Raw genomic sequence first — 25,740 nt, 5'->3', positions numbered from 1 at the left:
CCGTCACGGACGCCGGCGTCCTCACCGTCGTAGCACCGGCCTCGCCACAGGGACCGGCCCCGTCGCCGAAGGAGCCCCGCCCATGTCGCTCACCCTCCGCCCCCTCACCCGTGCCGAGCACCTCGCCTTCGTGGCGGAGCGGCCCTCGGTCAGCCATATGCAGGTGCCGTCGTGGGGGGACGTGAAACCCGACTGGCGGGCCGAGAGCCTGGGATGGTTCGAGGCGGACGGCCGGCTCGTGGGGGCCGGGCTGGTGCTGCTGCGGCCGTTGCCCAAGGTGAAGCGGTATCTGGCCTACCTCCCCGAGGGCCCCGTCATCGACTGGGGCGCGCCCGGCCTGGAGCGCTGGCTGGAGCCGATGCTGGCCCACCTCAAGGGCCGCGGCGCCTTCTCGGTGAAGATGGGCCCGCCCGTGGTGGCCCGGCGGTGGAGCCCGGAGGCGGTCAAGGCCGCGATCGCCGACCCCGGCGCGCACCGGCTGAGCGACGTACCGGCGACGTCCTGCGGGCCGGGGCTCGACCTCGCCGAGCGGCTGCGCCGCATGGGCTGGCGGCAGACCGGGTCCGGCGGGGAGGAGGGGTTCGCCGCCGGGCAGCCCCGGTACGTGTGCCAGGTACCGCTCGGGGACCGCTCCCTGGAGGACGTCCACCGCGGGCTCAACCAGCAGTGGCGGCGCAACATCAAGAAGGCCGAGAAGGCGGGTGTGAAGATCGTCCGGGGCGGCCCGGAGGACCTGCCGGCCTTCTACGGCCTCTACACCGAGACCGCCGAGCGGGACCGCTTCATCCCGCGCCCCCTGCCGTACTTCCAGCGCATGTGGGCCGCGCTCACCGCGGAGGACCCCGACCGGATGCGGCTCTACCTCGCCCACCACGACGGGGATGTCCTCGCCGCGGCCACCATGCTGATCGTCGGCCGGCACGTCTGGTACTCCTACGGCGCCTCCACCAGCCGCAAGCGCGAGGTGCAGCCCAACAACGCCATGCAGTGGCGGATGATGTGCGACGCCCATGAACTCGGCGCGGACGTCTACGACTTCCGGGGCATCGCCGACACCCTGGAGGAGTCCGACCATCTGCTCGGCCTGCTTCGCTTCAAGGTGGGCGCGGGCGGTGAGGCCGTCGAGTACGTGGGGGAGTGGGACTTCCCGCTGAACCGGCTGCTGCACAAGGCGTTCGACATCTATATGGCCCGCCGCTGAGGTCGCTTACAGGTTCTTCGCCGAACTCCCAGCTTTTCCCAGGGGATTCACAGCGCCCCTTTGCCATTTTTGCCGTTCGGTGGCTGGAGAAGCGTGTAACTTCTTCGGTGTCGGGTTCCGGACGCGGAATTCAGCACCACAAGAACAGTGCGACATCAGGAGACGGAAATGAGCTTCAAGAAGCTTGCCCCGCTGCCCCCCAAGTCCAAGACGAAGCAGCTCCCTCCGGCGCCGAAGCCGAAGCCCAAGAAGCATGCGCACAAGCCGCTGCCCAAGCCGGTGGCCGGCCGGGACCAGTGATCGGGCGCTAAGCCGGAAGGGGCCGACGGTGCACCGTCGGCCCCTTTTCCTCTTCCTCTGGGAAGGTGATTCAGAAAGGATTTCTGATGGCTGGCGAGGGTGAAGAATTCGAGTACGAAACACCCGCGATTCCCGCCCGTACCGCGTTCCGTCGTTTCTGGCCGCTGACGAAGGGGCTCAGGAAATGGCTGCTGGTCGTCTGGCTGTGCACCGTGCTCGTCGCGCTCGCGGAGACGGAGGCCATCCTGCTGTTCGGTGATCTCACCGACCACGCGCTGGAGCAAGGCTCGCTCGCCGCGTTCTGGAGCCCGGCCGTGAAGTGGCTGGGGATCGCGGTGGCCGGCGCGCTCGTCGCGTACGCGGGCAACTCACTGGCCGCGTGGGCCACCGAGCGCTTCGTGATGCGGCTGCGCGAGCACGTCTTCGACCACGTCCAGCAACTGCCCCCGCACTTCTTCCAGCGGCACCGCCAGGGCGATCTGCTCTCCCGGCTGACCAGCGATGTCGAGGCGATCGAGACCATGGTCGTGTCCGGCCTGGTCGGCGCCGCCTCGGCGGCCTTCTCCGCCCTCTTCTACTCCGTGGCCGCGTTCTGGCTGCGCTGGGACCTGGCCGCCGCCACCTTCGTCCTCGCCCCCCTGTTCTGGCTGGCCGCCCGCCGCTTCTCCGGCTCCATCAAGGACGTCTCCCGCGCGGGCCGGGTCGCCGACGGGGCGATCACCTCCGTGGTGGAGGAGTCCCTCGGCAACATCGTGCTCACCCAGGCGTACGACCGCCGGGACGCCGAGCGCCGCCGGCTGCGCGCGGAGGCGAACGCCTGGTTCCGCGCCTCCGTCCGCTCCACCCGTCTGAACGAGGCCTACGAGCAGCTGGTCCAGGTCATCGAGACGGTCTGCGTGCTCGCCGTGATCGGCATCGGCGCCTGGGACATCTCCACCGGCCGGATGACCCTCGGCCAACTCCTGGCCTTCGCCGCCTTCCTCGGCTACCTCTATCCGCCCGTCCGCGGCCTCGCCCAGCTCGGCCTCACGGTCACCGCGGCCACCGCCGGCGCCGAACGCCTCATCGAGATCCTGGACGTGCGCCCCTCGGTCACGGACCCCCGGCACCGCGCGGAGGCGGGCCGCCCCGACGGCACGGTCGAGGTGCGGGACGTCTCCTTCCGCTACCCCGGCGCGGAGACGACCGCCCTGGAAGACCTCTCCTTCTCCGTCAGCCCCGGTGAGCTGGTGATCGTCACCGGCCCGAGCGGCGCGGGCAAGTCCACGGTGTCCAAGCTGCTGCTGCGCTTCTACGACCCGGACCGAGGAGACGTCCTCCTGGACGGCGTCCCCCTGCGGGACTTCCCGCTGGCCCGGCTGCGCGAGTACGTCACCCTGCTCCCGCAGGAGACCCTGGTGCTGCACGACACGGTGCGCGCCAACATCGCCTGCGGCCGGCCCGGCGCCAGTGACCAGGCGATCGAGGAGGCGGCGAAGGCGGCCGACGCCCACGACTTCATCCTGCGGCTGCCCGACGGCTACGACACCCGGGTCGACCCCCACTCGGCCCGGCTCTCCGGCGGCCAGCTCCAGCGCCTGGCCATCGCCCGCGCCATCCTGCGCGACGCGCCCGTCCTGGTCCTGGACGAACCGACCACCGGCCTGGACGCGTTGGCCGCCCGCCGCGTCGTCGAACCCCTGCGCCGCCTGATGGCCGGCCGGACGACGATCATGATCACGCACGACCTGAACCTCGCTCCCGACGCCGACCGCATCCTCGTCGTGGACCGGGGCCGCATCGTGGAGGCCGGCCGCCACGACGAACTCCTCGCCCGGGGCGGTGCCTACGCCCGGCTGCACCGTTCGCAGAACAACGCGGTGCCGGACACGGGAGAGCTGCGCATGCCGCTGTGGGAGGAGCCGCGGACACCGGCGCCGGTGTACTCGTACGAGTCCGGGCCGGGGTACGGGCAGGGGTACGGGAACGGGTACGCGTACGGACATGAGGCATACGCCCGGACGCCCCCGGTGGCATACACCCCGGCGGCCCACACCCCGGTGGCATACGCCCCGGCGGCCCACGCCCCGGCGGCCCCGGCGCACGTCCCGTCGTACGGGGGCGCGGGACACGTGCCCTCGGCCCTGCCGGACGGCCGTCCGCTGTTCCGAGACCAGGAGGCGTGGCCGGGCGGCTGATCCCAGCATCCGGGACAGTCCCGTCAAGGGTTCACGCACCTGTCGGAGTCCATTACCCTGGACCTGGTAGTCCATCGAGATGCACGAATCCGATCAAGCCCAGGACCGCTCGTGACCGCCCCACTCAGCACCTCCACGCCGACCCCGGCCGCCTCCGGCGACGGCAGGCGTCCCTCCGCCCCGCGCGGCCCGTTCCGCTCACTCGGCTCACTAGGGCCCGTCGGGCTGGTGCTGGCCGGTGGCATCTCGGTCCAGTTCGGCGGCGCGCTGGCGGTGACGCTGATGCCGAGGGCCGGCGCCCTGGGCGTCGTCACCCTGCGCCTGCTCGCGGCGGCCGTCGTCCTCCTGCTGGTCTGCCGGCCCCGGCTGCGCGGGCACTCCCGGGCCGACTGGGGCACGGTGATCGTCTTCGGCATCACCATGGGCGCGATGAACGGCCTGTTCTACGAAGCGGTCGCCCGTATCCCGCTGGGCCCGGCGGTCACCCTCGAAGTCCTCGGGCCCCTGGCCCTGTCCGTCGTGGCCTCCCGCCGCGCGATCAACGCCCTCTGGGCCGGCCTGGCCCTCGCCGGCGTCTTCCTGCTCGGCGGCGGAGGCTTCGGCAATCTGGACCCCACAGGTGTCGGCTTCGCCCTGGGTGCGGGCGCCATGTGGGCGTCCTACATAGTCTTCAGCGCCCGTACGGGCCGCCGCTTCCCGCAGGCGGACGGGCTGGCGCTGGCCATGGCGGTCGCGGCCCTCCTCTTCCTCCCCCTGGGCATCGTTGAGGCCGGCACCCGGCTCCTGAACCCCACCACCGTCGCCCTCGGCTCGGCGGTGGCCCTGCTCTCCTCGGTCCTGCCCTACACCCTCGAACTGCTGGCCCTGCGCCGGCTGCCGGCCCCCACCTTCGCCATCCTCATGAGCCTGGAACCGGCCATCGCGGCCACGGCGGGCTTCCTGATCCTCGGCCAGTCCCTCACCCCCGCCGAGGCCGCCGCGATCACCCTGGTCATCGCGGCGACGATCGGCGCGGTACGCACCCAGACGTCCCGGACGAAGCCCGGCCTGCGGGCGCCTGAGGCCTGACGCCCGACGGCCGCCCGGTCCACGGGACCCGCTCACCCTGCGCGTTCCGCCCCTCTCCCGCACACTCCTGTGTGGGGCCTGAAGGGGCGAAGAAGGACGGAAGGCGGATCTCGTGACCGACGCTCGTGACACCGACACCAGCCCGTTGAGGGTCACCGCCCGGGGGCGGGCCGTCCTCGCCGACCCCCGGATCAACCGCGGCACCGCCTTCACCGAGGAGGAGCGCCGCGCCCTCGACCTCGTCGGGCTGGTCCCGCCCCGCGTGCTCACCCAGGACGAGCAGGCCGAACGTGCCTACGGCCAGTTCCGGGACCAGCCGGGCGACCTGGCCAGGAGCGTCAATCTGACCGCGCTGCACGACCGCAACGAGGTGCTGTTCTACCGGCTCGTCGGCGACCACCTCGAAGAGATGCTGCCCATCGTCTACACCCCCACGGTGGGCACGGCGATCCGCCGCTACAGCACGGAGTACCGACGCCCGCGCGGGGTCTACCTCTCCGTGGACGCCCCCGGCGACATCGAACGCTCCCTGCGCGCGCACGGCCTCGGCGCCGACGACGTCGACCTGATCGTGGCCACCGACGGCGAGGGCATCCTCGGCATCGGCGACTGGGGCGTCGGCGGGATCGACATCGCCGTCGGCAAGCTCGCCGTCTACACGGCCGCCGCCGGCATCGACCCGCGCCGCACCCTGCCCGTCATGCTCGACGTCGGCACCAACCGCCAGGAACTCCTCGACAACCCCCTCTACCTCGGCAACCGCCACCCGCGTGCCGACCGCGACACCTACGACGCCTTCATCGACGCCTACGTCACCACCGCGACCCGGCTCTTCCCGCACGCCCTGCTGCACTGGGAGGACTTCGGCACCGCCAACGCCCGCCGCGTCCTCGACCGCTACCGCGACCAGGTCTGCACCTTCAACGACGACATCCAGGGCACCGGCGCCGTCAACCTCGCCGCCGTCCTGTCCGGCGTCCGCGCCACCGGCACGCCCCTGCCCGAGCACCGGATCGTCGTCTTCGGCGCCGGTACCGCCGGCATCGGCGTCGCCGACCAGTTGCGCGACGCCCTGATCGCCGAGGGCCTGTCCGCCGAGCAGGCCACCGCCCGCTTCTGGTGCGTGGACCGGTACGGCCTGCTCACCACCGACCAGGGCGACCAGCTCCGGGATGTCCAGAAGCCGTACGCCCGCCCCGCCGACGAGGTCGACGGCTGGCGCCGGGACGAGAACCTGCCCGGCATCCCGCTGGACGAGGTGGTCCGCCGGGTCCGCCCGACCATCCTGATCGGCACCTCCGGCCAGGGCGGCTCCTTCACGGAGGAACTCGTCCGCGAGATGGCCCGGCACACCGAGCGCCCGATCATCCTGCCCATGTCCAACCCGACCGACCTCGCCGAGGCCACCCCCGCCGACCTGCTCGACTGGACCGGCGGCAAGGCCCTGGTGGCCACCGGCAGCCCCTTCGCCCCGGTCGAGCGGGACGGTACGACGTACGAGATCGGCCAGGCCAACAACGCGCTGGTCTTCCCCGGCCTCGGCCTCGGTGTGATCGTCGCCCGCGCCTCCCGCATCACCGACCGCATGCTCCGCGCGGCGGCCGACGCGGTGGCCCGCCGGACCGGTGACACGGAGGTCGCCCGCGCCGACGCGCCGGTCCTGCCGCCGATCCGCGACCTGCGCGCCACCTCGGAGGCGGTCGCCGTGGCCGTGGCCCGCACGGCGGTGGAGGAGGGCGTCGCCCGGGCCGAGCTGGACGACGTCGAGGCGGCGGTACGGGCGGCCCGGTGGGAGCCGGTGTACCCGCCGGTGGAAGCGGTGTGACCTCCGGTCCGGGCGGAGCGACAGCCGATCCGCCCGGACCGCCCTCCCGCGGGCACCGTGCCCTGGCGGCTCGTCAATTCATGCAAGCACGCTTGATTGTTTCTTCCGCCGCTGCCATGCTCCCCCCATGGCCGACCCGACGCCCGTCATCGACGACCTGCGTGCCGAAAGCGGTGAACTCGACCGTCTCGTGGCCGAGTTGAGTCCATCCCAGTGGGCCCTGCCCACTCCGGCACCCGGCTGGACCGTCGCCCACCAGATCGCGCACCTCGCCTGGACCGACCGCTCGGCCCTGCTGGCCGTCACCGACGCCGACGCCTTCCGGGCGCTGGTCGAGAAGGCGCTCGCCGCACCCGGCTCGTTCGTGGACGAGGGAGCGGAGGAGGGCGCCGTACTCCCGCCCGCCGAACTGCTGGCGGCCTGGCGCGGCGGGCGCACCGCCCTCGACCGGGCCCTGCGCGACGCACCGGCCGGTGCCCGTTTCCCCTGGTACGGCCCGCCCATGTCCGCCGCCTCCATGGCCACGGCCCGGCTCATGGAGACCTGGGCCCACGGGCTGGACATCGCCGACGCCCTGGGTGTGGTGCGCCCACTCACCGACCGGCTCCGGCATGTGGCCCGACTCGGGGTGCGGACCCGTGACTTCGCCTTCGGAGTGCACGGACTGACGCCGCCGGACGAGGAGTTCCGGGTGGAACTGACCGCACCCTCCGGTCAGGTGTGGGCGTACGGCGACGAGCGCGCCGCCCAGCGCGTCACCGGCCCCGCCCTCGACTTCTGCCTCCTGGTCACCCAGCGCGCCCACCGGGACGACCTCGCGCTGACGGCCACCGGCCCGGACGCCGACCGCTGGCTCGACATCGCCCAGGCCTTCGCGGGCCCGCCCGGCACCGGCCGCCCGCCGAAGGGGACCGGCCGGTGAACCCGCTGCGCATCGGCAACTTCTCCGGCTTCTACGGCGACCGCGCGGACGCCCTGCGCGAGATGCTCACCGGCGGCGAGGTCGACGTCCTCACCGGTGACTACCTCGCCGAACTCACCATGCTCATCCTCGGCCGTGACCGGCTGAAGGACCCGGCCGCCGGGTACGCCCGCACCTTCCCGCGCCAGCTGGAGGACTGCCTGGGCCTCGCCCACGAACGCGGCGTGCGGATCGTCACCAACGCGGGCGGCCTCAACCCCGCCGGACTCGCCGACGAGATACGGAAGTCGGCGGACCGGCTCGGCATCCCGGCGCGGGTCGCGCACGTCGAGGGCGACGACCTGACCGCCGCCCACCCGGGCGCCCTCGCCGCCCACGCCTATCTCGGCGGCTTCGGCATCGCCGCGTGCCTGCGGGCCGGGGCCGACGTGGTGGTCACCGGCCGGGTGACCGACGCGGCGCTCGTCACCGGCCCCGCCGCCGCCCACTTCGGATGGGGGCCGGCGGACCACGACCGGCTCGCCGGTGCCGTCGTCGCCGGGCACGTGCTGGAGTGCGGGACCCAGGCCACGGGCGGCAACTACCCGTTCTTCGGCGAGGGGGACGTACGGCGTCCCGGCTTCCCGCTCGCCGAGATCCACGCCGACGGCACCAGCGTGATCACCAAGCACCCGGGCACCGGCGGCTTCGTGGACGTGGGCACGGTCACCGCGCAACTGCTGTACGAGACCGGCGGCGCCCGGTACGCCGGACCCGATGTCACCGCCCGGCTGGACACCGTACGGCTGAGCCAGGACGGGCCGGACCGGGTACGGATCGAGGGGGTGCGCGGGGAGGCGCCGCCGCCCACGCTCAAGGCCGGGGTCAACCGGCTCGGCGGCTTCCGCAACGAGGTCGTCTTCGTCCTCACCGGACTGGACATCGAGGCCAAGGCGGCCCTGGTGCGGGAGCAGCTCGCCGACGCGCTCGCCAAGTCGCCGCCGCGGGAGGTCCGCTGGGAACTGGTGCGCACCGACCGGGCCGACGCGGACACCGAGGAGACGGCCAGCGCGTTGCTGCGGCTCGTCGTACGGGACCCGGACCAGCGGGTCGTGGGGCGGGCGCTCAGCGGGGCCGCCGTGGAGCTGGCCCTCGGCAGCTACCCGGGCTTCCATGTGCTGTCCCCACCCGGAAGTGGCGCCCCCTATGGGGTCTTCGAGGATGTGTACGTGCCCCATGGGGACGTGGACCACAGGGCCGTCCTCCACGACGGACGCCGTGTCCCCGTGCCGCCGCCCCAGGACACCCGGCCCCTCGACGCCGTAGTGCCCCCGCCCCTCCCGGAACCCCTCCCGCCCGGCCCGACCCGCCGGGCGCCCCTCGGCCTGGTCGCCGGGGCACGCAGCGGGGACAAGGGCGGGAACGCCAACGTGGGGGTGTGGGCACGGTCGGACGAGGCCTGGCGGTGGCTCGCCCGCGCACTGACCACCGACGCCTTCCGGCGGCTGCTGCCCGAGACCCGCGACCTGCCCGTCACCCGGCACGTGCTCCCGAACCTGCGCGCGCTCAACTTCGTCGTCGAGGGCGTCCTCGGCGCCGGCGTCGCCGCACAGGCCCGCTTCGACCCGCAGGCCAAGGCCCTCGGCGAATGGCTGCGCTCCCGCCACCTGGACATCCCGGAGACTCTGCTGTGACGGTTCTGCGGACCACTGTCGACCCCACCGCCCCCGACCACCGGGCCCACCGCGAGTCCATGCTCGCCAAGCTCGCCGAGCTGGAGGCCGAGCACGCCAAGGCACTCGCGGGCGGCGGTGAGAAGTACGTCCAGCGGCACCGGGGGCGCGGCAAGCTGCTGCCCCGCGAGCGCATCGAGCTGCTGCTGGACCCCGACACCCCGTTCCTGGAGCTGTCCCCGCTGGCCGCCTGGGGCAGCGAGTACCCCGTCGGCGCCTCCCTCGTCACCGGGATCGGCGTGGTCGAGGGCGTGGAGTGCCTGATCACCGCCAACGACCCGACCGTGCGCGGCGGCGCCAGCAACCCGTGGAGCCTGAAGAAGGCCCTCCGCGCGAACGACATCGCGCTCGCCAACCGGCTGCCCTGCATCAGCCTGGTGGAGTCGGGCGGAGCCGATCTGCCGTCCCAGAAGGAGATCTTCATCCCGGGCGGCGCGATCTTCCGCGACCTCACCCGGCTCTCCGCCGCCGGCATCCCGACGATCGCCGTCGTCTTCGGCAACTCCACCGCCGGCGGCGCCTACATCCCCGGCATGTCCGACCACGTGATCATGGTCAAGGAGCGCGCGAAGGTGTTCCTCGGCGGGCCGCCGCTGGTGAAGATGGCGACCGGCGAGGAGAGCGACGACGAGTCGCTGGGCGGCGCCGAGATGCACGCGCGCGTGTCCGGCCTCGCCGACCACTTCGCCCTGGACGAGCCGGACGCGCTGCGCCAGGCCCGCCGGGTCGTGGCCCGTCTCAACCACCGCAAGGCCCACCCGGACCCCGGCCCGGCCGAGCCGCCCGAGTACGACCCGGAGGAGCTGCTGGGCATCGTCCCCGGGGACCTGAAGATCCCGTTCGACCCGCGCGAGGTCATCGCCCGGATCGTGGACGGCTCCGACTTCGACGAGTTCAAGCCGCTGTACGGCACCAGCCTGGTCACCGGCTGGGCGGCCCTGCACGGCTACCCCGTCGGCATCCTGGCCAACGCCCAGGGCGTCCTGTTCAGCGCCGAGTCGCAGAAGGCCGCCCAGTTCATCCAGCTCGCCAACCAGCGCGACATCCCGCTGCTCTTCCTGCACAACACCACCGGCTACATGGTCGGCAGGGAGTACGAGCAGGGCGGGATCATCAAGCACGGCGCGATGATGATCAACGCGGTCAGCAACAGCAGGGTCCCGCACCTGTCGGTCCTCATGGGCGCGTCGTACGGCGCCGGGCACTACGGCATGTGCGGCCGGGCCTACGACCCCCGCTTCCTGTTCTCCTGGCCCAGCGCCAAGTCCGCCGTCATGGGCCCGCAGCAGCTCGCCGGCGTGCTGTCGATCGTCGCCCGGCAGTCGGCGGCGGCCAAGGGACAGCCGTACGACGAGGACGCGGACGCGGCCCTGCGCGCCATGGTGGAGCAGCAGATCGAGTCCGAGTCGCTGCCCATGTTCCTGTCCGGGCGGCTGTACGACGACGGCGTCATCGACCCGCGCGACACCCGCACCGTCCTCGGCCTGTGCCTCTCCGCCCTGCACACCGCGCCCTACGAGGGCGCGCGCGGTGGCTTCGGCGTCTTCCGGATGTGAGGGATCCCGTGATTTCCAGTGTGCTCGTCGCCAACCGGGGCGAGATCGCCTGCCGTGTCTTCCGCACCTGCCGTGAGCTGGGAATCCGGACGGTCGCGGTGCACTCCGACGCCGACGCGAACGCGCTCCACGCGCGCGTGGCCGACACGGCGGTACGGCTGCCGGGCGCGGCGCCCGCCGAGACGTACCTGCGCGGCGACCTGATCGTGAAGGCGGCCCTGGCGTCCGGCGCCGACGCCGTGCACCCCGGCTACGGCTTCCTCTCCGAGAATCCCGGCTTCGCCCGCGCCGTCCTCGACGCCGGCCTGGTCTGGATCGGCCCGCCCCCGCGGGCCATCGAGGCCATGGCGTCCAAGACCCGCGCCAAGCGGCTCATGGGCCTCGCCCCGCTCGATCCGGCCGCCGTCACCGGCACCGACCTGCCCGTCCTGGTGAAGGCGGCGGCCGGCGGCGGGGGGCGCGGGATGCGGATCGTGCGCCGCCTGGACGAGTTGCCGGCCGCGCTGGAGGGCGCGCGCACCGAGGCCGCGAGCGCCTTCGGCGACGGTGAGGTCTTCGTGGAGCCGTACCTCGAACACGGCCGCCACGTGGAGGTGCAGATCCTCGCCGACACCCACGGCACCGTCTGGCCGCTCGGCACCCGCGACTGCTCCCTCCAGCGCCGCCACCAGAAGGTCGTCGAGGAGGCCCCGGCGCCCGGACTCACCACGGCGCTCGCACAGGAGCTGCGCACACTGGCCGTGCGCGCCGCCCGCGCCGTCTCCTACGTCGGCGCGGGCACCGTCGAGTTCCTGGTCGCCGACGGCCGCGCCCACTTCCTGGAGATGAACACCCGCCTCCAGGTCGAACACCCCGTCACCGAGGCGGTCTTCGGCCTGGACCTGGTCGCGGAACAGATCCGGATCGCCGAGGGCCACGCGCTGGAGAGCGAGCCCCCGCGCGCGCGGGGCCACGCCGTCGAGGCCCGCCTCTACGCGGAGGACCCCGCCCGTGACTGGACCCCCCAGACGGGCACCCTGCACCGCCTCGCCGTACCGGAGGGCGTCCGCCTGGACACGGGTTACACCGACGGCGACACCATCGGCGTCCACTACGACCCGATGCTCGCCAAGGTCGTCGCCCACGCCCCCACGCGCGCGGAGGCGGTCCGCAGGCTCGCGGGCGCGCTGGAGTCCGCCGCGGTCCACGGCCCGGTAACCAACCGCGACCTGCTCGTACGCTCCCTGCGCCACCCGGAGTTCACGAGCGGACGCATGGACACCGGCTTCTACGACCGCCACCTCGACGCCCTGACCGAGCCCGCTTCCGACCCCCACGCCCCCCTGGCCGCGGCCCTCGCCGACGCCCACGGCCGCTCGCGCTTCGGCGGCTGGCGCAACGTCCCCTCCCAGCCGCAGGTGAAGCGGTACCGGATGGACGGCGAGGAGCACGAGGTCCGGTACCGGCACACGCGGGAGGGCCTGGCCGCCGACGGCGTCCGGGTCGTGCACGCGGAGGCGGGTCTGGTGGTGCTCGAAGTGGACGGCGTACGCCGGAGGTTCGAGGTCGCCCGGTACGGCGACGAGGTCCACGTCAACACCACCCGCCTCACCGCCCTGCCCCGCTTCCCCGACCCGGCGGACCAGCTCGCGCCGGGGTCCCTGGTGGCCCCGATGCCGGGCACGGTGGTCAGGACCGCCGAGGGTCTGGCCGAAGGGGCAACGGTTCGGGCGGGCCAGGGCCTCATCTGGTTGGAGGCGATGAAGATGCAGCACCAGATCTCGGCCCCGGCGGCGGGAACGCTCACGGCCCTCCACGCCAAGCCGGGGCAGCAGGTGGAGCCAGGCACGGTGCTGGCGGTAGTCCAACCCACCTAAGGCGCGGGGAACCGCGCGCCCAGCCACGGATCACCCGCAGCCCGAAGGAGTCCGATGACCACTCTCATCGAGTCCGAAGAACACAAGGCCCTCCGGTCGGCGGTAGCCGCCCTCGGCAAGCGCTACGGCCGCGACTACCTCACCCGCACGGTCGCCGAGGGCAAGCCGCCCACCGAACTGTGGAGCGAGGCGGGAAAACTCGGCTACCTCGGCGTCAACCTTCCGGAGGAGTACGGCGGCGGAGGAGGCGGCATAGCGGAACTGTCCATCGTGCTCGAAGAGCTGGGCGCCGCGGGCTCGCCGCTGCTCATGCTCGTCGTGTCACCCGCCATCTGCGGCACGGTGATATCCCGCTTCGGCACGGAGGACCAGAAACGGCAGTGGCTCCCCGGACTCGCCGACGGCACCCGCCTCATGGCCTTCGGGATCACCGAGCCCGACGCCGGCTCCAACAGCCACCGCATCACCACCACGGCCCGCCGGGACGGCGCCGACTGGCTGCTCACCGGCCGCAAGGTGTTCATCTCCGGGGTCGACATGGCCGACGCCGTGCTGATCGTCGGCCGTACCGAGGACGCCCGCACCGGACGGCTCAAGCCCTGCCTGTTCATCGTCCCGACGGACGCTGAGGGCTTCCAGAAACACCCCATCGACATGGAACTCAACGCCGCCGAGAAGCAGTTCGAGCTGGTCCTGGACGACGTACGGCTGCCCGCCGGCGCACTGGTCGGCGACGATGACGCGGGGCTCCTCCAGCTCTTCGCGGGACTCAACCCCGAGCGGATCATGACCGCCGCGTTCGCCATCGGCATGGGCCGGTACGCGCTCGCCAAGGCCGTCGACTACGCCCGTGACCGCACGGTGTGGAAGGCCCCCATCGGCGCCCACCAGGCCATCGCGCACCCCCTGGCGCAGGCGCACATCGACCTGGAACTGGCCCGGCTGATGATGCAGAAGGCGGCCCACCTCTACGACGCCGGCGACGACATCGGCGCGGGCGAGGCCGCGAACATGGCCAAGTACGCGGCGGGCGAGGCCTGCGTGCGGGCCGTGGACCAGGCCGTGCACACCCTCGGCGGCAACGGGCTCACGCGCGAGTTCGGGCTCGCCTCGTTGATAACGGCCGCGCGCGTGTCCCGTATCGCCCCGGTGAGCCGGGAGATGATTCTCAACTACGTCTCCCACCAGACCCTGGGCCTGCCCAAGTCGTACTAGGCGCCCTGTGCGAGGAGGAACCGTGTTCCGCAGCGAGTACGCAGACGTTCCGCCCGTGGCACTCCCCATCCACGAGGCCGTCCTGGGCCGGGCCGCCGCCTTCGGCGACCGGCCGGCCCTCATCGACGGCACGGACGGCACCACCCTCACGTACGAGCAGGTGGACCGGTTCCACCGGCGCCTGGCCGCCGCCCTCGCCGAGACGGGCGTCCGCAAGGGCGACGTCCTCGCCCTGCACAGCCCCAACACGATCGCGTTCCCCGTCGCCTTCCACGCCGCCACGCGCGCGGGTGCCGCCGTCACCACCGTGCACCCGCTCGCCACCGCCGAGGAGTTCGCGGGGCAGCTCCGCGACAGCGCGGCCCGCTGGATCGTCACCGTCTCCCCGCTGCTGGAGACCGCCCGCCGGGCCGCCGAACTCGCGGGCGGCGTACGGGAGATCCTCGTGTGCGACAGCGCCCCCGGGCACCGCTCGCTGACCGACCTGCTCGCCACCAACGCCCCCGAGCCGGAGACCGGCATCGACCCGGCCGAGGACGTCGCCGCGCTGCCGTACTCCTCCGGCACCACCGGTACCCCCAAGGGCGTCATGCTCACCCACCGGCAGATCGCCACCAACCTCGCCCAGCTGGAGCCCGCCGTCCCCGCCGGACCCGGCGACCGCATCCTCGCCGTCCTGCCGTTCTTCCACATCTACGGCCTCACCGCCCTGATGAACGCGCCCCTGCGCAAGGGCGCCACGGTCGTCGTCCTGCCGCGCTTCGAGCTGGAGACGTTCCTCGCCGCGATCGAGAAGCACCGCATCACCGGCCTGTACGTCGCCCCGCCGATCGTCCTCGCCCTCGCCAAGCACCCGGCGGTCAGCCGCTACGACCTCTCCTCGCTGGAGTACGTCATCAGCGCCGCCGCCCCGCTGGACGCCCGGCTCGCCGTCGCCTGCGCCGAGCGCCTGGGCCTGCCCCCGATCGGCCAGGCGTACGGCATGACCGAACTGTCCCCCGGCACCCATGTCGTCCCCCTGGACCGGCTGCGCGAGGCCCCCGCCGGCACGGTCGGCAGGCTCATCGCCGGCACCGAGATGCGGATCGTCTCCCTGGACGACGCCGGCGAGGACCTCCGCACCGGCGAGTCCGGCGAGATCCTGATCCGGGGCCCCCAGGTGATGAAGGGTTACCTGGCCCGCCCCGACGCCACCGCCGCGATGATCGACGCCGACGGCTGGCTGCGCACCGGGGACATCGGGTACGTCGACGCCGGCGGCTGGCTGTTCGTGGTCGACCGGGTGAAGGAACTGATCAAGTACAAGGGCTTCCAGGTGGCCCCCGCCGAACTGGAGGCGCTCCTGCTCACCCACCCGGACGTCGCCGACGCGGCCGTCATCGGCGCGTACGACGAGGACGGCAACGAGGTCCCGCACGCCTTCGTCGTCCGCGCCCCCACCGCCGACGGCCCGACCGAGAACGACGTCCTGCGGTACGTCGCCGAACGCGTCGCCCCGTACAAGCGGGTCCGCCGGGTCACCTTCATCGACACCGTCCCCCGCGCCACCTCCGGCAAGATCCTGCGCCGACAGCTCAGGGAGCACACATGACGGACCCGACCGCACTGATCGGGCGCACGCGCGCGCGTGCCGTCGAGACCCTCAGCCTGGACTCCACCGGCACGCGCAACGCCCTGTCCGCCGCACTCGTCACGGAACTCGCCGCGGCGCTGACCGACTGCGGCGAGGACCCGGACGTACGGGCCGTGGTCCTCACCCACACCGGTACGACGTTCTGCGCCGGCGCCGACCTGCGCGACCCGCCCGACCCCGACGCCCTGGTGGCCCTGCTCCGGCAGATCGTGGAGCTGCCGCAACCCGTCGTCGCCCGTGTCACCGGCCATGTCCGCGCCGGCGGCCTCGGCCTGCTCGCCGCCTGCGACATCGCCGCCGCCTCCACCGACGCCACCTTCGCCTTCACCGAGGTGCGCATCGGCGTCGCCCCCGCCGTGATCTCCCTGCCGGTGATCCCGCGCACCGACCCCCGCGCCCTGGCCCGCTACTACCTCACCGGCGAGCGCTTCGACCCGGCCGAGGCCGTGCGCCTGGGCCTGCTGACGGCGACGGCGGACGACGTCGACGACGCCCTGGCCCCCGTCCTGGACGGCCTGCGCCGCTCCTCCCCGCAGGCCCTGGCCGAGACGAAACGGCTGCTCACGGCTAGGGTGCTGGAGACATTCGACCGGGACGCGGCCGAGCTGACCGCGCTCTCGGCCCGGCTGTTCTCCTCCCCCCGGGCCCGGGAGGGGATGACGGCCTTCCTGGAAAGACGTGATGCGGCATGGGTGGTGTGAGCACGACGGAACGGGAACGCGTGCCCAAGCAGGACCGCAGCCGGGCCACCCGGCAGCGGCTCCTGGAAGCCGCCGTGGCCTGCCTCGCCGAGCGCGGCTGGGCGGGCTCCACGGTCGCCGTCGTGGCCGAGCGGGCCGGTGTCTCCCGGGGCGCCGCCCAGCACCACTTCCCGACCAGGGAAGACCTCTTCACCGCCGCCGTCGAGTACGTCTCCGAGGAACGCTCCCTCGCGCTGCGGGCCCTGTTCCCGGACGGCGCCGCCGACCGCCGGGCCGTCGTGTCCGCCCTGGTCGACCTCTACACCGGCCCCCTGTTCCGGGCCGCCCTGCACCTGTGGGTCGCCGCCTCCGACGAGGCACAACTGCGTCCGCGCGTGACCGAGTTGGAGGCCCGGGTCGGCCGCGAGACCCACCGCATCGCCGTCGACCTCCTGGGCGCCGACGAGTCCCGCCCCGGCGTCCGTGAAACCGTCCAGGGTCTGCTGGACATGGCCCGGGGCCTGGGCCTCGCCAACCTCCTCACCGACGACACCGCCCGCCGCGAACGGGTCGTCGCCCAGTGGGCGGCGCTGCTGGAGGAGGCGCTGGGCTGAGGCCGGGCCGGGCCGCACCGGTCCGGCGTACCGGGGCCGGGATCGTGCCGGGGGCCACCGTGGGGGCGCGTTACCCTTGGCCCATGCTTCCGATGCTCGTTCGCCGCCGCCACGTGGACTACGTGCGCGTCACGAGCATGGGCTGTCGGCACCTCTCCGCCTGACCAGCCCCCTTCTCTTGCTTCCTCCCTTTTCCGGCACCCGGGGGCCGCCACCACCCCTCGGCGGTCACCCGTGCCCCGTACACCCCGCGGACGCATCATGACCACGCGCACAGTGACGTCGTACGACCAGCTCCCGATCATCGACCTGTCGGCCGCCGACGGCGACCCGCGGGCCCGCGCCCTGCTCCACGCCCAGCTGCACGGCGCCGCCCACGACGTCGGTTTCTTCCAGCTCGTCGGCCACGGCGTGACCCGGGCCGAGACCGACGCGCTGCTCACCGCCATGCGCGCCTTCTTCGCCCTCCCCGAGGCCGACCGGCTCGCCCTGGACAACGTCGGCTCCCCGCACTTCCGGGGCTACACCCGCACCGGCGACGAGCGCACCGGCGGCGCCCGCGACTGGCGCGACCAGCTCGACATCGGCGCCGAACGCCCCGCCCGCGTCCCCGGCCCCGGCGAGCCGCCGTACTGGTGGCTCCAGGGCCCCAACCAGTGGCCGGCCGCGCTGCCCGGACTCCGCACGGCCGCCCTGGCCTGGATCGACAAGCTGAGCGGGGTCGCCCACCGGCTCCTGCGGGAACTGCTGACCGCCATCGGCGCCCCGGCCGGCTTCTACGACCCGGTCTTCGGCGACCGCGCCCACCCGCACCTCAAGCTCGTCCGCTACCCCGGCAGCGCGGACGACGGCACCGGCCAGGGCGTCGGCGCCCACAAGGACTACGGCTTCCTGACCCTGCTCCTCCAGGACACGGTCGGCGGCCTCCAGGTCCAGCGCGAGGACGGCCGCTTCCACGACGTCCCGCCCATCGAGGGCGCGTTCGTCGTCAACCTCGGCGAACTCCTGGAGGTCGCCACCAACGGCTACCTCCTGGCCACCAACCACCGGGTCGTCAGCCCGCCCGGGGCCACCGAGCGCTTCTCGGTCCCGTTCTTCTACAACCCCCGCCTGGACGCGCGGATCGAGCCGCTCCCCTTCCCGCACGCGGCCGAGGCGCCCGGCATCACGACGGACCCGACGAACCCCCTGTACGCCGAGTACGGCTACAACGAACTGAAGGGCAAGCTGAGGGCCCACCCGCTGGTGGCGCGGAGGCACCACGGGAGCCTGCTGACGCCGGCGTGAGCAGCCGGCCCAGGGGCGCGGGCGGTCACGACGCACCCGCGCCCCGGGCACCCCTCTCAGTGGGCGATGTCCGCGAACCCCTCGATGTCCCGCGGGCTGCGCGGCCCCGGACCCACGTACCGGGCGGAAGGCCGCACCAGCCGCCCCGTCCGCTTCTGCTCAAGGATGTGCGCCGACCACCCGGCTGTACGGGCGCACGTGAACATCGACGTGAACATGTGCGCCGGCACCTCGGCGAAGTCCAGCATGATCGCGGCCCAGAACTCCACGTTGGTGGCGAGCACCCGGTCCGGCCGCCGGTTGTGCAGCTCCTCCAGCGCGGCCTTCTCCAGCGCCTCGGCGACCTCGAACCGCGGGGCGCCCAGCTCACGGGCCGTGCGCCGCAGCACCCGGGCCCGGGGGTCCTCGGCCCGGTAGACCCGGTGCCCGAACCCCATCAGCCGCTCGCCCCGGTCGAGCGTCCGCTTGACGTACGCCTCCGCGTCCCCCGTGCGCTCGATCTCCTCGATCATCCCGAGCACGCGCGAGGGCGCGCCGCCGTGCAGCGGCCCGGACATCGCACCCACCGCGCCGGACAGCGCGGCGGCGACGTCCGCGCCGGTGGAGGCGATGACCCGGGCGGTGAAGGTGGACGCGTTCATGCCGTGCTCGGCGGCGGAGGTCCAGTAGGCGTCCACGGCCGCCACGTGCTTGGGGTCCGGCTCGCCCCGCCACCGGATCATGAACCGTTCCACCACCGAGTTCGCCTTGTCGATCTCGCGCTGCGGCACCATCGGCAGCCCCTGGCCGCGCGCGGACTGGGCGACGTACGACAGGGCCATGACGGCGGCCCGCGCCAGGTCCTCCCGGGCCTGCCCCTCGTCGATGTCGAGCAGGGGCCGCAGCCCCCACACGGGGGCGAGCATGGCGAGCGCCGACTGGACGTCCACGCGGATGTCACCGGAGTGGACGGGGATCGGGAACGGCTCGGCGGGCGGCAGGCCGGGGTTGAAGGCGCCGTCGACCAGAAGTCCCCACACGTTCCCGAAGGAGACGTGGCCGACCAGGTCCTCGATGTCGACGCCCCGGTAGCGCAGGGCGCCGCCCTCCTTGTCCGGTTCGGCGATCTCCGTCTCGAACGCGATGACCCCTTCGAGCCCGGGTACGAAATCGGACATCAGGCGGCTCCTCGTGATGTGTGGGCGGCGGTCACCCCGGTGATGCCCCGATCTGCCGGTGGTCACCCGTGGTCAACCCAACCGCAAAGGGAGCAGCACGATAACCCCCGGTGCCACAGTTGGGGATACCACACGACACTGAGTGCCATACCCGTTCGATACGGCAAGATGACCGCGTGACCGACCGTGACCCGCTCCTGGATCCCGTCCTCGATCCCGCCGCCATGCGCAAGCAGTACCGGGCCGACGGCCTCGCCGAACAGGATCTCGCCACCCATCCGATGGACCAGTTCACCCGGTGGTTCGAGGACGCCGCCCGCGCGGCCCTGCACGGCACGCTCTACGAGCCCAACGCCATGGTCGTCTCCACGGCGGACGCCGAGGGCCGCCCCAGCTCACGCACGGTGCTGATGAAGCAGTACGACACCGAGGGCTTCGTCTTCTTCACCAACTACGACTCCCGCAAGGGCCGTGATCTGGCGGAGAACCCGCACGTCTCGCTGCTCTTCCCCTGGCACCCGCTGGCCCGCCAGGTCATCGTCACCGGCACCGCCCGGCGCACCGGCCGCGAGGAGACCGCCGCCTACTTCCGCACCCGCCCGCACGGCTCCCGGTTGGGCGCCTGGGCCAGCGCCCAGTCCACGGTGATCGCCTCCCGCACGGAGCTGGACACGGCCTACGCCGCGCTCGAAGCCCGCTACCCGGAGGACGAACAGGTCCCGGTCCCCCCGCACTGGGGCGGCTTCCGCGTCACCCCGGAGACGATCGAGTTCTGGCAGGGCCGCGAGAACCGCCTGCACGACCGCCTGCGCTACGTCGCCCAGCCGGACGGCACCTGGAAGGTCGAACGCCTCAGCCCCTGACCGGGGGCCCGGAGGGGGCGGGCGAGAACGCAGACGACCCGCGGGCTGGGTTCCTCAAGGAGGAGCCGGCCGGACGTACCGGCAGCCCGCGGGTCGGGTGACTGCTTGGGATTGGGCCGGCTGCACGCACGGTTCGCGCGCTGGTCCGGCACCGCACATGGTGTGGTGACGGGCCCTAGCCCGCAGCCACCTCACGCGTCCGGTTCTCATACATCTGCCGAACCACCTCCCTTCTCGTGTAACCGACACCCTAGGAAGCCCCCGCGACGGACTCAACCGGTTTTTTCACCCGCCGGTTCTCCGCCCACTCCGACCACTCGTGGACGGCGGTCGACGAGAACGGGCCCATCGGGCGGCCCGGGGCGTGGACGGGGGCATTGATCTCCGCAAACTTGCGGGAACAGGGTGTGGGGTGTGTCACGTTCCAGTTGAATGAAGGGCAGTGAGCGAACCGAGCGCCGTGCGTGCGCGGACGCGGTCTCCAGGGGGTCCAGGTGAGTGCTTCGCGGCGGAGTGGGGCCACTGATGAACTGGGGCCGGACGAGCCCGGTGAGTCCGGCGGCTCCGATCTGCTCGCCGCGCTGCTCGACGGCATGGACGCGGCGCTGTGCGCCTTCGACGCCGACGGGGTCGTGACCCACTGGAACCGGGAGGCCGAGCGGATCCTCGGCTGGACGGCCGCCGAGGCCGTCGGGCGGCACGGGTTCGCCGGCTGGGCGGTGCGCAGCGCCGACGCCGAGGAGGTGCAGGCGCGGCTGATGTCGGCGATGCGGGGGCCGGGCCGGCAGGTGCACGAGTTCGCGCTGGTCACCAAGGGCGGCGGGCGGGTGCTCGTGCGGACGCAGTCGGCCGCCGTACGCGGACCCGACGGGAGGCCCGCTGGGGTGTACTGCGCGTTCAGCGAGGTGCACGCGCAGATCGACCTGGAGCGGTCGATCGCGCTGAGCGAGGCGCTGTTCGAGGACGCGTCCTGGGGAGTCGTCCTGGTCGACGCCGACCTGCGGCCCGCCGTGGTGAACGCGCACGCGGCGCGGGCGCTGGGGGTGGGGCGCACGTCCGTACTGGGACGTCCGCTGGGCGAACTGCTCGCGCAGGGCGTGGAGGAACTGGAGGGCGCGCTGACCCACGTCCTGGCCGAGGGCGCGCCGCCGGCCCCCGCCGATATGTGGGTGACCGTCCGCGCCCCCGAGGGCGAGAAGCGGCGCTGCTGGCGCAGCGGGTTCCTGCGGCTGGCCTCACCGCTCGCCGAGGAGCCGGTGCCGCTTGGGGTGGGGTGGCTGTTCGTGGACGTCACCGAGGCCAAGCAGGGCGAGCAGGAGGCGGCCCTGCTGCGGTTCCGGACCAACCAGCTGCACCGGGCGGCACGGGCCGCGGCCGAGTGCGAGGACCCGGCGGAGGCGGCCACCGTCCACCTGGACTTCGCCCTCGCCGGCTTCGCCGACCACGCCCTCGTCGACCGGGTGGCGGACCGCCCGCGCGCCGAGGGTACGGACGACCCGGGTCCCGTCCGGCTGGTACGGCTCGCGGCCACGCCCGCCGGGGCGCCGGGCCCGAGCCTGCTCACGGGCGCGGCCGGGCTTCCCCTGCGCTATCCGGAGGGCCACCCGGCGCTCCAGTGCGTGGAGCGGGGCGGCACCGTGCGCGCGGACGCCGGATCGGTCTCCGCCCAGCGGGCGCGGGAATGGGCACTGGAGCGCCAGTGGCCCGGCGACGCGGTGCACGCGCTGTGCGTGGTGCTGCGCAGCCGGGGCCGGACGCTGGGCGTCGTGACGTTCCTGCGCGGTTCCGGCCGCAGCCGCTTCGAACGGTCCGACACGGCGTACGCGGAGGACGTGGCCGTACGGATCGCAACGGCACTCGACCTGGCGGAGACGCTGCGCGACCGCCCGGAGAAGCGGGCACCCTGACGGGCGCGGGGCGTTCCCGGTGCGTGGTCAGTGCCGGTAGAAGATCCGGTCGCCGTACTCCGTCATCACCCGGCCGTTCCACTCGTGGCCGCCGTCGACGTTGCCGGAGCGCAGCAGCGGGGGTTCGATGCCGCGGTCGGCGAGGGTGGCGGCGGTGGTCGCCATGACGGCCTGCATCAGGGCGCTGGTGACGACCGTGGACGCGGGGGCGAAGGGCGCCGGGATGGTGTCGAGGGTGAGTTCCGCGTCCCCGACGGCGATCTTCGAGTCGAGGACGACGTCGCAGTGGTCCTTGAGGAAGGTGCCGGAGGAGTGCCGGGACGTCGTCTCCGAGGCGTACGCCACCGAGGTGACGCCGATGACCTTCACGCCGAGGGAGCGGGCGGTGAGGGCCATCTCCACGGGCAGCGCGTTGCGGCCGGACAGGGAGATGATCACGAGGGCGTCACCGGCGCGCAGTGGCGACGTCTCCAGGACGGCGCTCGCGAGACCGTCCACGCGTTCGAGGGCGGACCCGAGGGTCGCCGGGGTGACGTCGACGCCGACGACCCCGGGGACGGCGAGCAGGTTCATCAGGGCCAGGCCGCCCGCGCGGTAGACGACGTCCTGGGCGGCCAGGGAGGAGTGCCCGGCGCCGAATGCGAACAGCCGGCCGCCGGCCGCGACGGTGTCGGCGAGCAGGGTGCCGGCCGCGGTGATCGCCCCGGCCTCCTCGTCGCGGACCCGTTGCAGCAGGCCGATGGCGGCGTCGAAGAACAGGTCGGCAGGCGTGCCGTCGCTCATGCGGTGCCCCTTCGCAGCGTCTGTGTCGCGGATCACCGTGCGGTCTGGACCAGTGCGGTGTCAATACGGCCGGGCGGAGCCGCCCGGAGGGGCGCGCGGAACCGCGCGACCAGCCACCCGCACACCCGCCCTCGCCCCGCCCCCGGGACCGCCCCGCCCCCGGGACCGCCCCGCACGCCCGAGTCGGCCCCCGTTTTCCCGGTGCCGCCCGCTTGTCAGTGGGATCCGGCAGAATTGGTGCAGGGCCAGCGCACGCGGCCGGCCGCCGGCAGAGGTAATCGAGGGGCACGTATGTCCGGACTGATCGACACCACGGAGATGTATCTCCGCACCATCCTCGAACTCGAAGAGGAAGGCGTCGTCCCCATGCGCGCCCGCATCGCGGAGCGGCTGGACCAGAGCGGGCCGACGGTGAGCCAGACGGTGGCGCGGATGGAGCGCGACGGCCTGGTCTCCGTGGCCAGTGACCGCCACCTGGAGCTGACGGACGAGGGCCGCCGGCTGGCGACGCGCGTGATGCGCAAGCACCGCCTGGCCGAATGCCTGCTCGTCGACGTGATCGGGCTGGAGTGGGAGCAGGTGCACGCGGAGGCGTGCCGCTGGGAGCACGTGATGAGCGAGGCCGTGGAGCGCCGCGTGCTGGAGCTGCTGCGGCACCCCACCGAGTCGCCGTACGGCAACCCCATCCCGGGCCTGGAGGAGCTGGGCGAGAAGGACGGCGCGGACCCGTTCCTGGACGAGAGCATGGTGTCGCTGGCCGACCTGGACCCGGGCTCGGACGGCAAGACGGTCGTCGTCCGCCGTATCGGCGAGCCGATCCAGACGGACGCGCAGCTGATGTACACGCTACGGCGCGCGGGTGTGCAGCCCGGTTCGGTGGTGAGCGTGACGGAGTCGCCCGGTGGCGTGCTGGTGGGCAGCGGCGGCGAGGCGGCCGAGCTGGAGGCGGACACCGCCTCCCACGTGTTCGTCGCCAAGCGCTGAGACGGAGAGGGCCCCGGCGCTTGCGCGCCGGGGCCTGTCCTCCCCTGTGCTGACCCGGAGCCCCGAGCTCTCAGGGTCATCCCCTCGGACCGGCTTTTCCCCGAGCGGTCCGCCTCCCGCCAGAAGACATCCCCTCGGCTGAGGCGATCATTCCCTGAGGGGTGTCACTCAAATGAGGGGTGTTGTCGGCGGATACCCAATTTTCGAATAGGCATTCGATAACCTGAAGTGGCTGGGCGACGAGGACGGCGGAGCTGGGGGGCCAGGTCAGATGGCACGGCGTATCGAGGTGACGGGAGCGGGCGGGGTGCGCCTGGCCGCCTGGGAGTTCGCCGACCCTCCGAAACCGGAGGCGGATCCGGACGCCGAGGGGGGCGCGGAGTCCGGCGCTCCCGGCGTGCTCTTACTTCACGGTCTGATGGGCCGCGCCTCCCACTGGGCGCCCACCGCCCGCTGGCTCGCCGGCCGCCACCGCGCCGTGGCGCTCGACCAGCGCGGCCACGGCCAGAGCGAGAAGCCCCCGCGCGCCGCGTACACCCGCGAGGCCTACATCGAGGACGCGGAGGCCGCCGTGGAACAGCTCGGCCTCGCACCCGTCCTCCTCATCGGCCACGCCATGGGCGCGCTGACCGCCTGGCAGCTCGCCGCCAAGCGCCCCGACCTGGTGCGCGGCCTGATCATCTGCGACATGCGGGCCTCCGCCCTCGGCGCCGCCTCCCAGCGCGAGTGGGCCGACTGGTTCCGGTCCTGGCCCGTCCCCTTCGCCAGCCTGGCCGACGTCCGCAAGTGGTTCGGCGAGGACGACCCCTGGGTGGAGCGCCCGAACCCCGCGCGCGGGTCCTTCTACGCCGAGGTGATGCACGAGTGCGAGGACGGCTGGCGGCCCGTCTTCGACCCCGAACAGATGCTCAGCTCCCGCGAGACATGGATCTACGACGCCCACTGGGAGGAGCTGGCGCAGGTCCGGTGCCCGACGCTGGTGGTGCGCGGCGTGGACGGTGAGCTGGGGCGGGCGGAGGCCCAGGAGATGGTGCGGGTGCTGCCGCGCGGGGAGTACGCGGAGGTCCCGGACGCGGGGCACCTGGCCCACTACGACCTGCCGGTGGCCTGGCGGGCCGCCGTGTCACCGTTCCTCGACGGCTTGCCCGGGGACTGAGCGCTCAGGAGTCCGCCGGGTCCGTGTGTCACGGCTGGTCGCACCACTCACCCGCACCCGCCGGCGAGAGAACGACCCGGCAGACGAGGGGGTGCACCGGCTAACGATCCCTCCCGCACGCATAGGCCAGCGGCGAGATCAACTCCTCCGCGTCCGGCAGCCACCGGTTCGCCGGTGTCGGCCGGCAGGCCCACTGCACGGCCCCCCGGGACCCGAACCGCGTGGGCGGCGCCGCCACGTACGCGCCCTCGCCCAGGGCCATGAGGTCCAGTGACGCCGGTGACCAGCCGAGCTTCCGCACCAGCTCCGGCACCTTCGCGGTCGCGCCGGGCAGGACGAAGAACTGCATGCGCCGGTCCGGGGTCAAGGTGACCGGCCCGAGCGTCAGTTCCATCCGCTCCATACGGGCGAGCGCCAGGAACCCCGCGCTCTCCGGGACGGACAGCGCGTCGAACGTCCGGCCCGTCGGCAGCAGGATCGCCGCCGCCGGCTGCTTCTGCCACATCCGGCGCACGACGGTCGCACCGCCGGTCGCCTGGGTCGCCCAGTCGGGGCGCGCGGGGTGCGCACCCGGCGCAGGGCAGGAGGCGTCGCCGCACGAGCAGCGCTGCCTGCCGTCGACGGCTTCCAGCCAGGTACCCGGGAACACGTCCCAGTGCCGTTCCTCGGCGTAGCGTACGGCGTTCTCCAGCAGCGATTCCCCGCGCTGCTGCGGGATGTGACCGGCCGTCTGAGTGTCTTGGGCGCCCGCGATCGTCTCTTCCACGTTCCACTCAACTCCCGCGCCCACCTGGAGTTACGGCCGTAACGCGCGCGGGGGAGGAGCATCGATTCGGCAGTCGGG

General features: G+C 73.2%; 21 protein-coding genes. 18 read left to right on the top strand and 3 right to left on the bottom strand.

Going from position 1 to position 25,740, the window contains the following annotated elements:
• Positions 1–82: 82 nt before the first annotated feature.
• From IE273_RS08165 to IE273_RS08105, 14 genes are all read left to right on the top strand, one after another.
• Positions 83–1,201 (top strand): lipid II:glycine glycyltransferase FemX, encoded by a 1,119-nt coding sequence (locus IE273_RS08165; protein WP_189814458.1) that lies wholly within the window; start codon positions 83–85, stop codon positions 1,199–1,201.
• A 168-nt stretch (positions 1,202–1,369) separates the two neighbouring features.
• Positions 1,370–1,501, top strand: coding sequence for a hypothetical protein (locus IE273_RS44640; RefSeq protein ID WP_268257497.1), 132 nt, complete (start codon positions 1,370–1,372; stop codon positions 1,499–1,501).
• Between the two features lie 86 nt (positions 1,502–1,587).
• Positions 1,588–3,678 (top strand): ABC transporter ATP-binding protein, encoded by a 2,091-nt coding sequence (locus IE273_RS08160; RefSeq protein WP_189814457.1) that lies wholly within the window; start codon positions 1,588–1,590, stop codon positions 3,676–3,678.
• 111 nt (positions 3,679–3,789) lie between these two features.
• Entirely contained in the window at positions 3,790–4,746 is a 957-nt protein-coding gene (locus tag IE273_RS08155) for an EamA family transporter (RefSeq protein ID WP_189814456.1), read from the top strand.
• 112 nt (positions 4,747–4,858) lie between these two features.
• Positions 4,859–6,571 carry an NAD-dependent malic enzyme gene (locus tag IE273_RS08150; RefSeq protein WP_189814455.1) on the top strand — a complete coding sequence of 571 codons (1,713 nt, stop codon included), beginning with the start codon at positions 4,859–4,861 and terminating at the stop codon, positions 6,569–6,571.
• A 127-nt stretch (positions 6,572–6,698) separates the two neighbouring features.
• Positions 6,699–7,493, top strand: coding sequence for a TIGR03084 family metal-binding protein (locus IE273_RS08145; RefSeq protein ID WP_189814454.1), 795 nt, complete (start codon positions 6,699–6,701; stop codon positions 7,491–7,493).
• Positions 7,490–9,166 carry an acyclic terpene utilization AtuA family protein gene (locus IE273_RS08140; RefSeq protein WP_189814453.1) on the top strand — a complete coding sequence of 559 codons (1,677 nt, stop codon included), beginning with the start codon at positions 7,490–7,492 and terminating at the stop codon, positions 9,164–9,166. The genes IE273_RS08145 and IE273_RS08140 overlap by 4 nt, the downstream gene beginning before the upstream one ends.
• A complete protein-coding gene (locus tag IE273_RS08135) occupies positions 9,163–10,761 on the top strand; it encodes an acyl-CoA carboxylase subunit beta (RefSeq protein WP_189814452.1) in 1,599 nt (532 codons plus the stop codon). The genes IE273_RS08140 and IE273_RS08135 overlap by 4 nt, the downstream gene beginning before the upstream one ends.
• An 8-nt stretch (positions 10,762–10,769) precedes the next feature.
• On the top strand, positions 10,770–12,617 hold the full coding sequence (locus tag IE273_RS08130; RefSeq protein ID WP_189814451.1) for an ATP-binding protein: 1,848 nt from the start codon (positions 10,770–10,772) through the stop codon (positions 12,615–12,617).
• A 54-nt stretch (positions 12,618–12,671) separates the two neighbouring features.
• On the top strand, positions 12,672–13,832 hold the full coding sequence (locus IE273_RS08125) for an acyl-CoA dehydrogenase family protein (protein WP_189814450.1): 1,161 nt from the start codon (positions 12,672–12,674) through the stop codon (positions 13,830–13,832).
• A gap of 22 nt (positions 13,833–13,854) precedes the next feature.
• Positions 13,855–15,423 (top strand): 4-coumarate--CoA ligase family protein, encoded by a 1,569-nt coding sequence (locus IE273_RS08120; RefSeq protein ID WP_189814449.1) that lies wholly within the window; start codon positions 13,855–13,857, stop codon positions 15,421–15,423.
• Entirely contained in the window at positions 15,420–16,166 is a 747-nt protein-coding gene (locus IE273_RS08115; RefSeq protein WP_189814448.1) for an enoyl-CoA hydratase family protein, read from the top strand. Before IE273_RS08120 ends, IE273_RS08115 begins: the two co-directional genes overlap by 4 nt.
• Positions 16,154–16,759, top strand: a complete 606-nt coding sequence (locus IE273_RS08110) for a TetR/AcrR family transcriptional regulator (protein WP_189814447.1) — start codon at positions 16,154–16,156, stop codon at positions 16,757–16,759. The genes IE273_RS08115 and IE273_RS08110 overlap by 13 nt, the downstream gene beginning before the upstream one ends.
• A gap of 261 nt (positions 16,760–17,020) precedes the next feature.
• Complete coding sequence (locus IE273_RS08105) at positions 17,021–18,046, top strand: isopenicillin N synthase family dioxygenase (RefSeq protein WP_189814446.1); 1,026 nt, start codon at positions 17,021–17,023, stop codon at positions 18,044–18,046.
• A gap of 56 nt (positions 18,047–18,102) precedes the next feature.
• Here IE273_RS08105 and IE273_RS08100 read toward each other — a convergent pair whose 3' ends face one another.
• Complete coding sequence (locus tag IE273_RS08100; protein WP_014673350.1) at positions 18,103–19,203, bottom strand: citrate synthase 2; 1,101 nt, start codon at positions 19,201–19,203, stop codon at positions 18,103–18,105.
• A 176-nt stretch (positions 19,204–19,379) separates the two neighbouring features.
• On the opposite strand from IE273_RS08100, the gene pdxH reads away from it, so the two are divergent.
• Positions 19,380–20,066: a pyridoxamine 5'-phosphate oxidase gene (gene pdxH, locus IE273_RS08095; protein ID WP_189814445.1), complete on the top strand. Its 687-nt coding sequence runs from the start codon at positions 19,380–19,382 to the stop codon at positions 20,064–20,066.
• 494 nt (positions 20,067–20,560) lie between these two features.
• Positions 20,561–21,973, top strand: a complete 1,413-nt coding sequence (locus IE273_RS08090) for a PAS domain-containing protein (protein ID WP_189814444.1) — start codon at positions 20,561–20,563, stop codon at positions 21,971–21,973.
• Between the two features lie 27 nt (positions 21,974–22,000).
• Here IE273_RS08090 and IE273_RS08085 read toward each other — a convergent pair whose 3' ends face one another.
• Positions 22,001–22,756 (bottom strand): SIS domain-containing protein, encoded by a 756-nt coding sequence (locus tag IE273_RS08085; protein WP_189814443.1) that lies wholly within the window; start codon positions 22,754–22,756, stop codon positions 22,001–22,003.
• A 291-nt stretch (positions 22,757–23,047) separates the two neighbouring features.
• Between IE273_RS08085 and IE273_RS08080 the strand changes: the two genes are divergently transcribed.
• Both IE273_RS08080 and IE273_RS08075 read left to right on the top strand, forming a co-directional pair.
• A complete protein-coding gene (locus IE273_RS08080) occupies positions 23,048–23,740 on the top strand; it encodes an iron-dependent transcriptional repressor DtxR (protein ID WP_014673345.1) in 693 nt (230 codons plus the stop codon).
• A gap of 271 nt (positions 23,741–24,011) precedes the next feature.
• Entirely contained in the window at positions 24,012–24,896 is an 885-nt protein-coding gene (locus IE273_RS08075; protein WP_189814442.1) for an alpha/beta fold hydrolase, read from the top strand.
• Between the two features lie 100 nt (positions 24,897–24,996).
• Here the strand turns inward: IE273_RS08075 and IE273_RS08070 are convergent, their stop codons facing one another.
• A complete protein-coding gene (locus tag IE273_RS08070; protein WP_189814441.1) occupies positions 24,997–25,662 on the bottom strand; it encodes a bifunctional DNA primase/polymerase in 666 nt (221 codons plus the stop codon).
• Positions 25,663–25,740: the final 78 nt, after the last annotated feature.

The organism is Streptomyces olivaceoviridis (assembly GCF_014650115.1).
Classification (GTDB): Bacteria; Actinomycetota; Actinomycetes; order Streptomycetales; family Streptomycetaceae; genus Streptomyces; species Streptomyces olivaceoviridis.
Note: the sequence above shows the minus strand (reverse complement) of the source record. Positions and strands in the feature narration are given on the sequence as shown.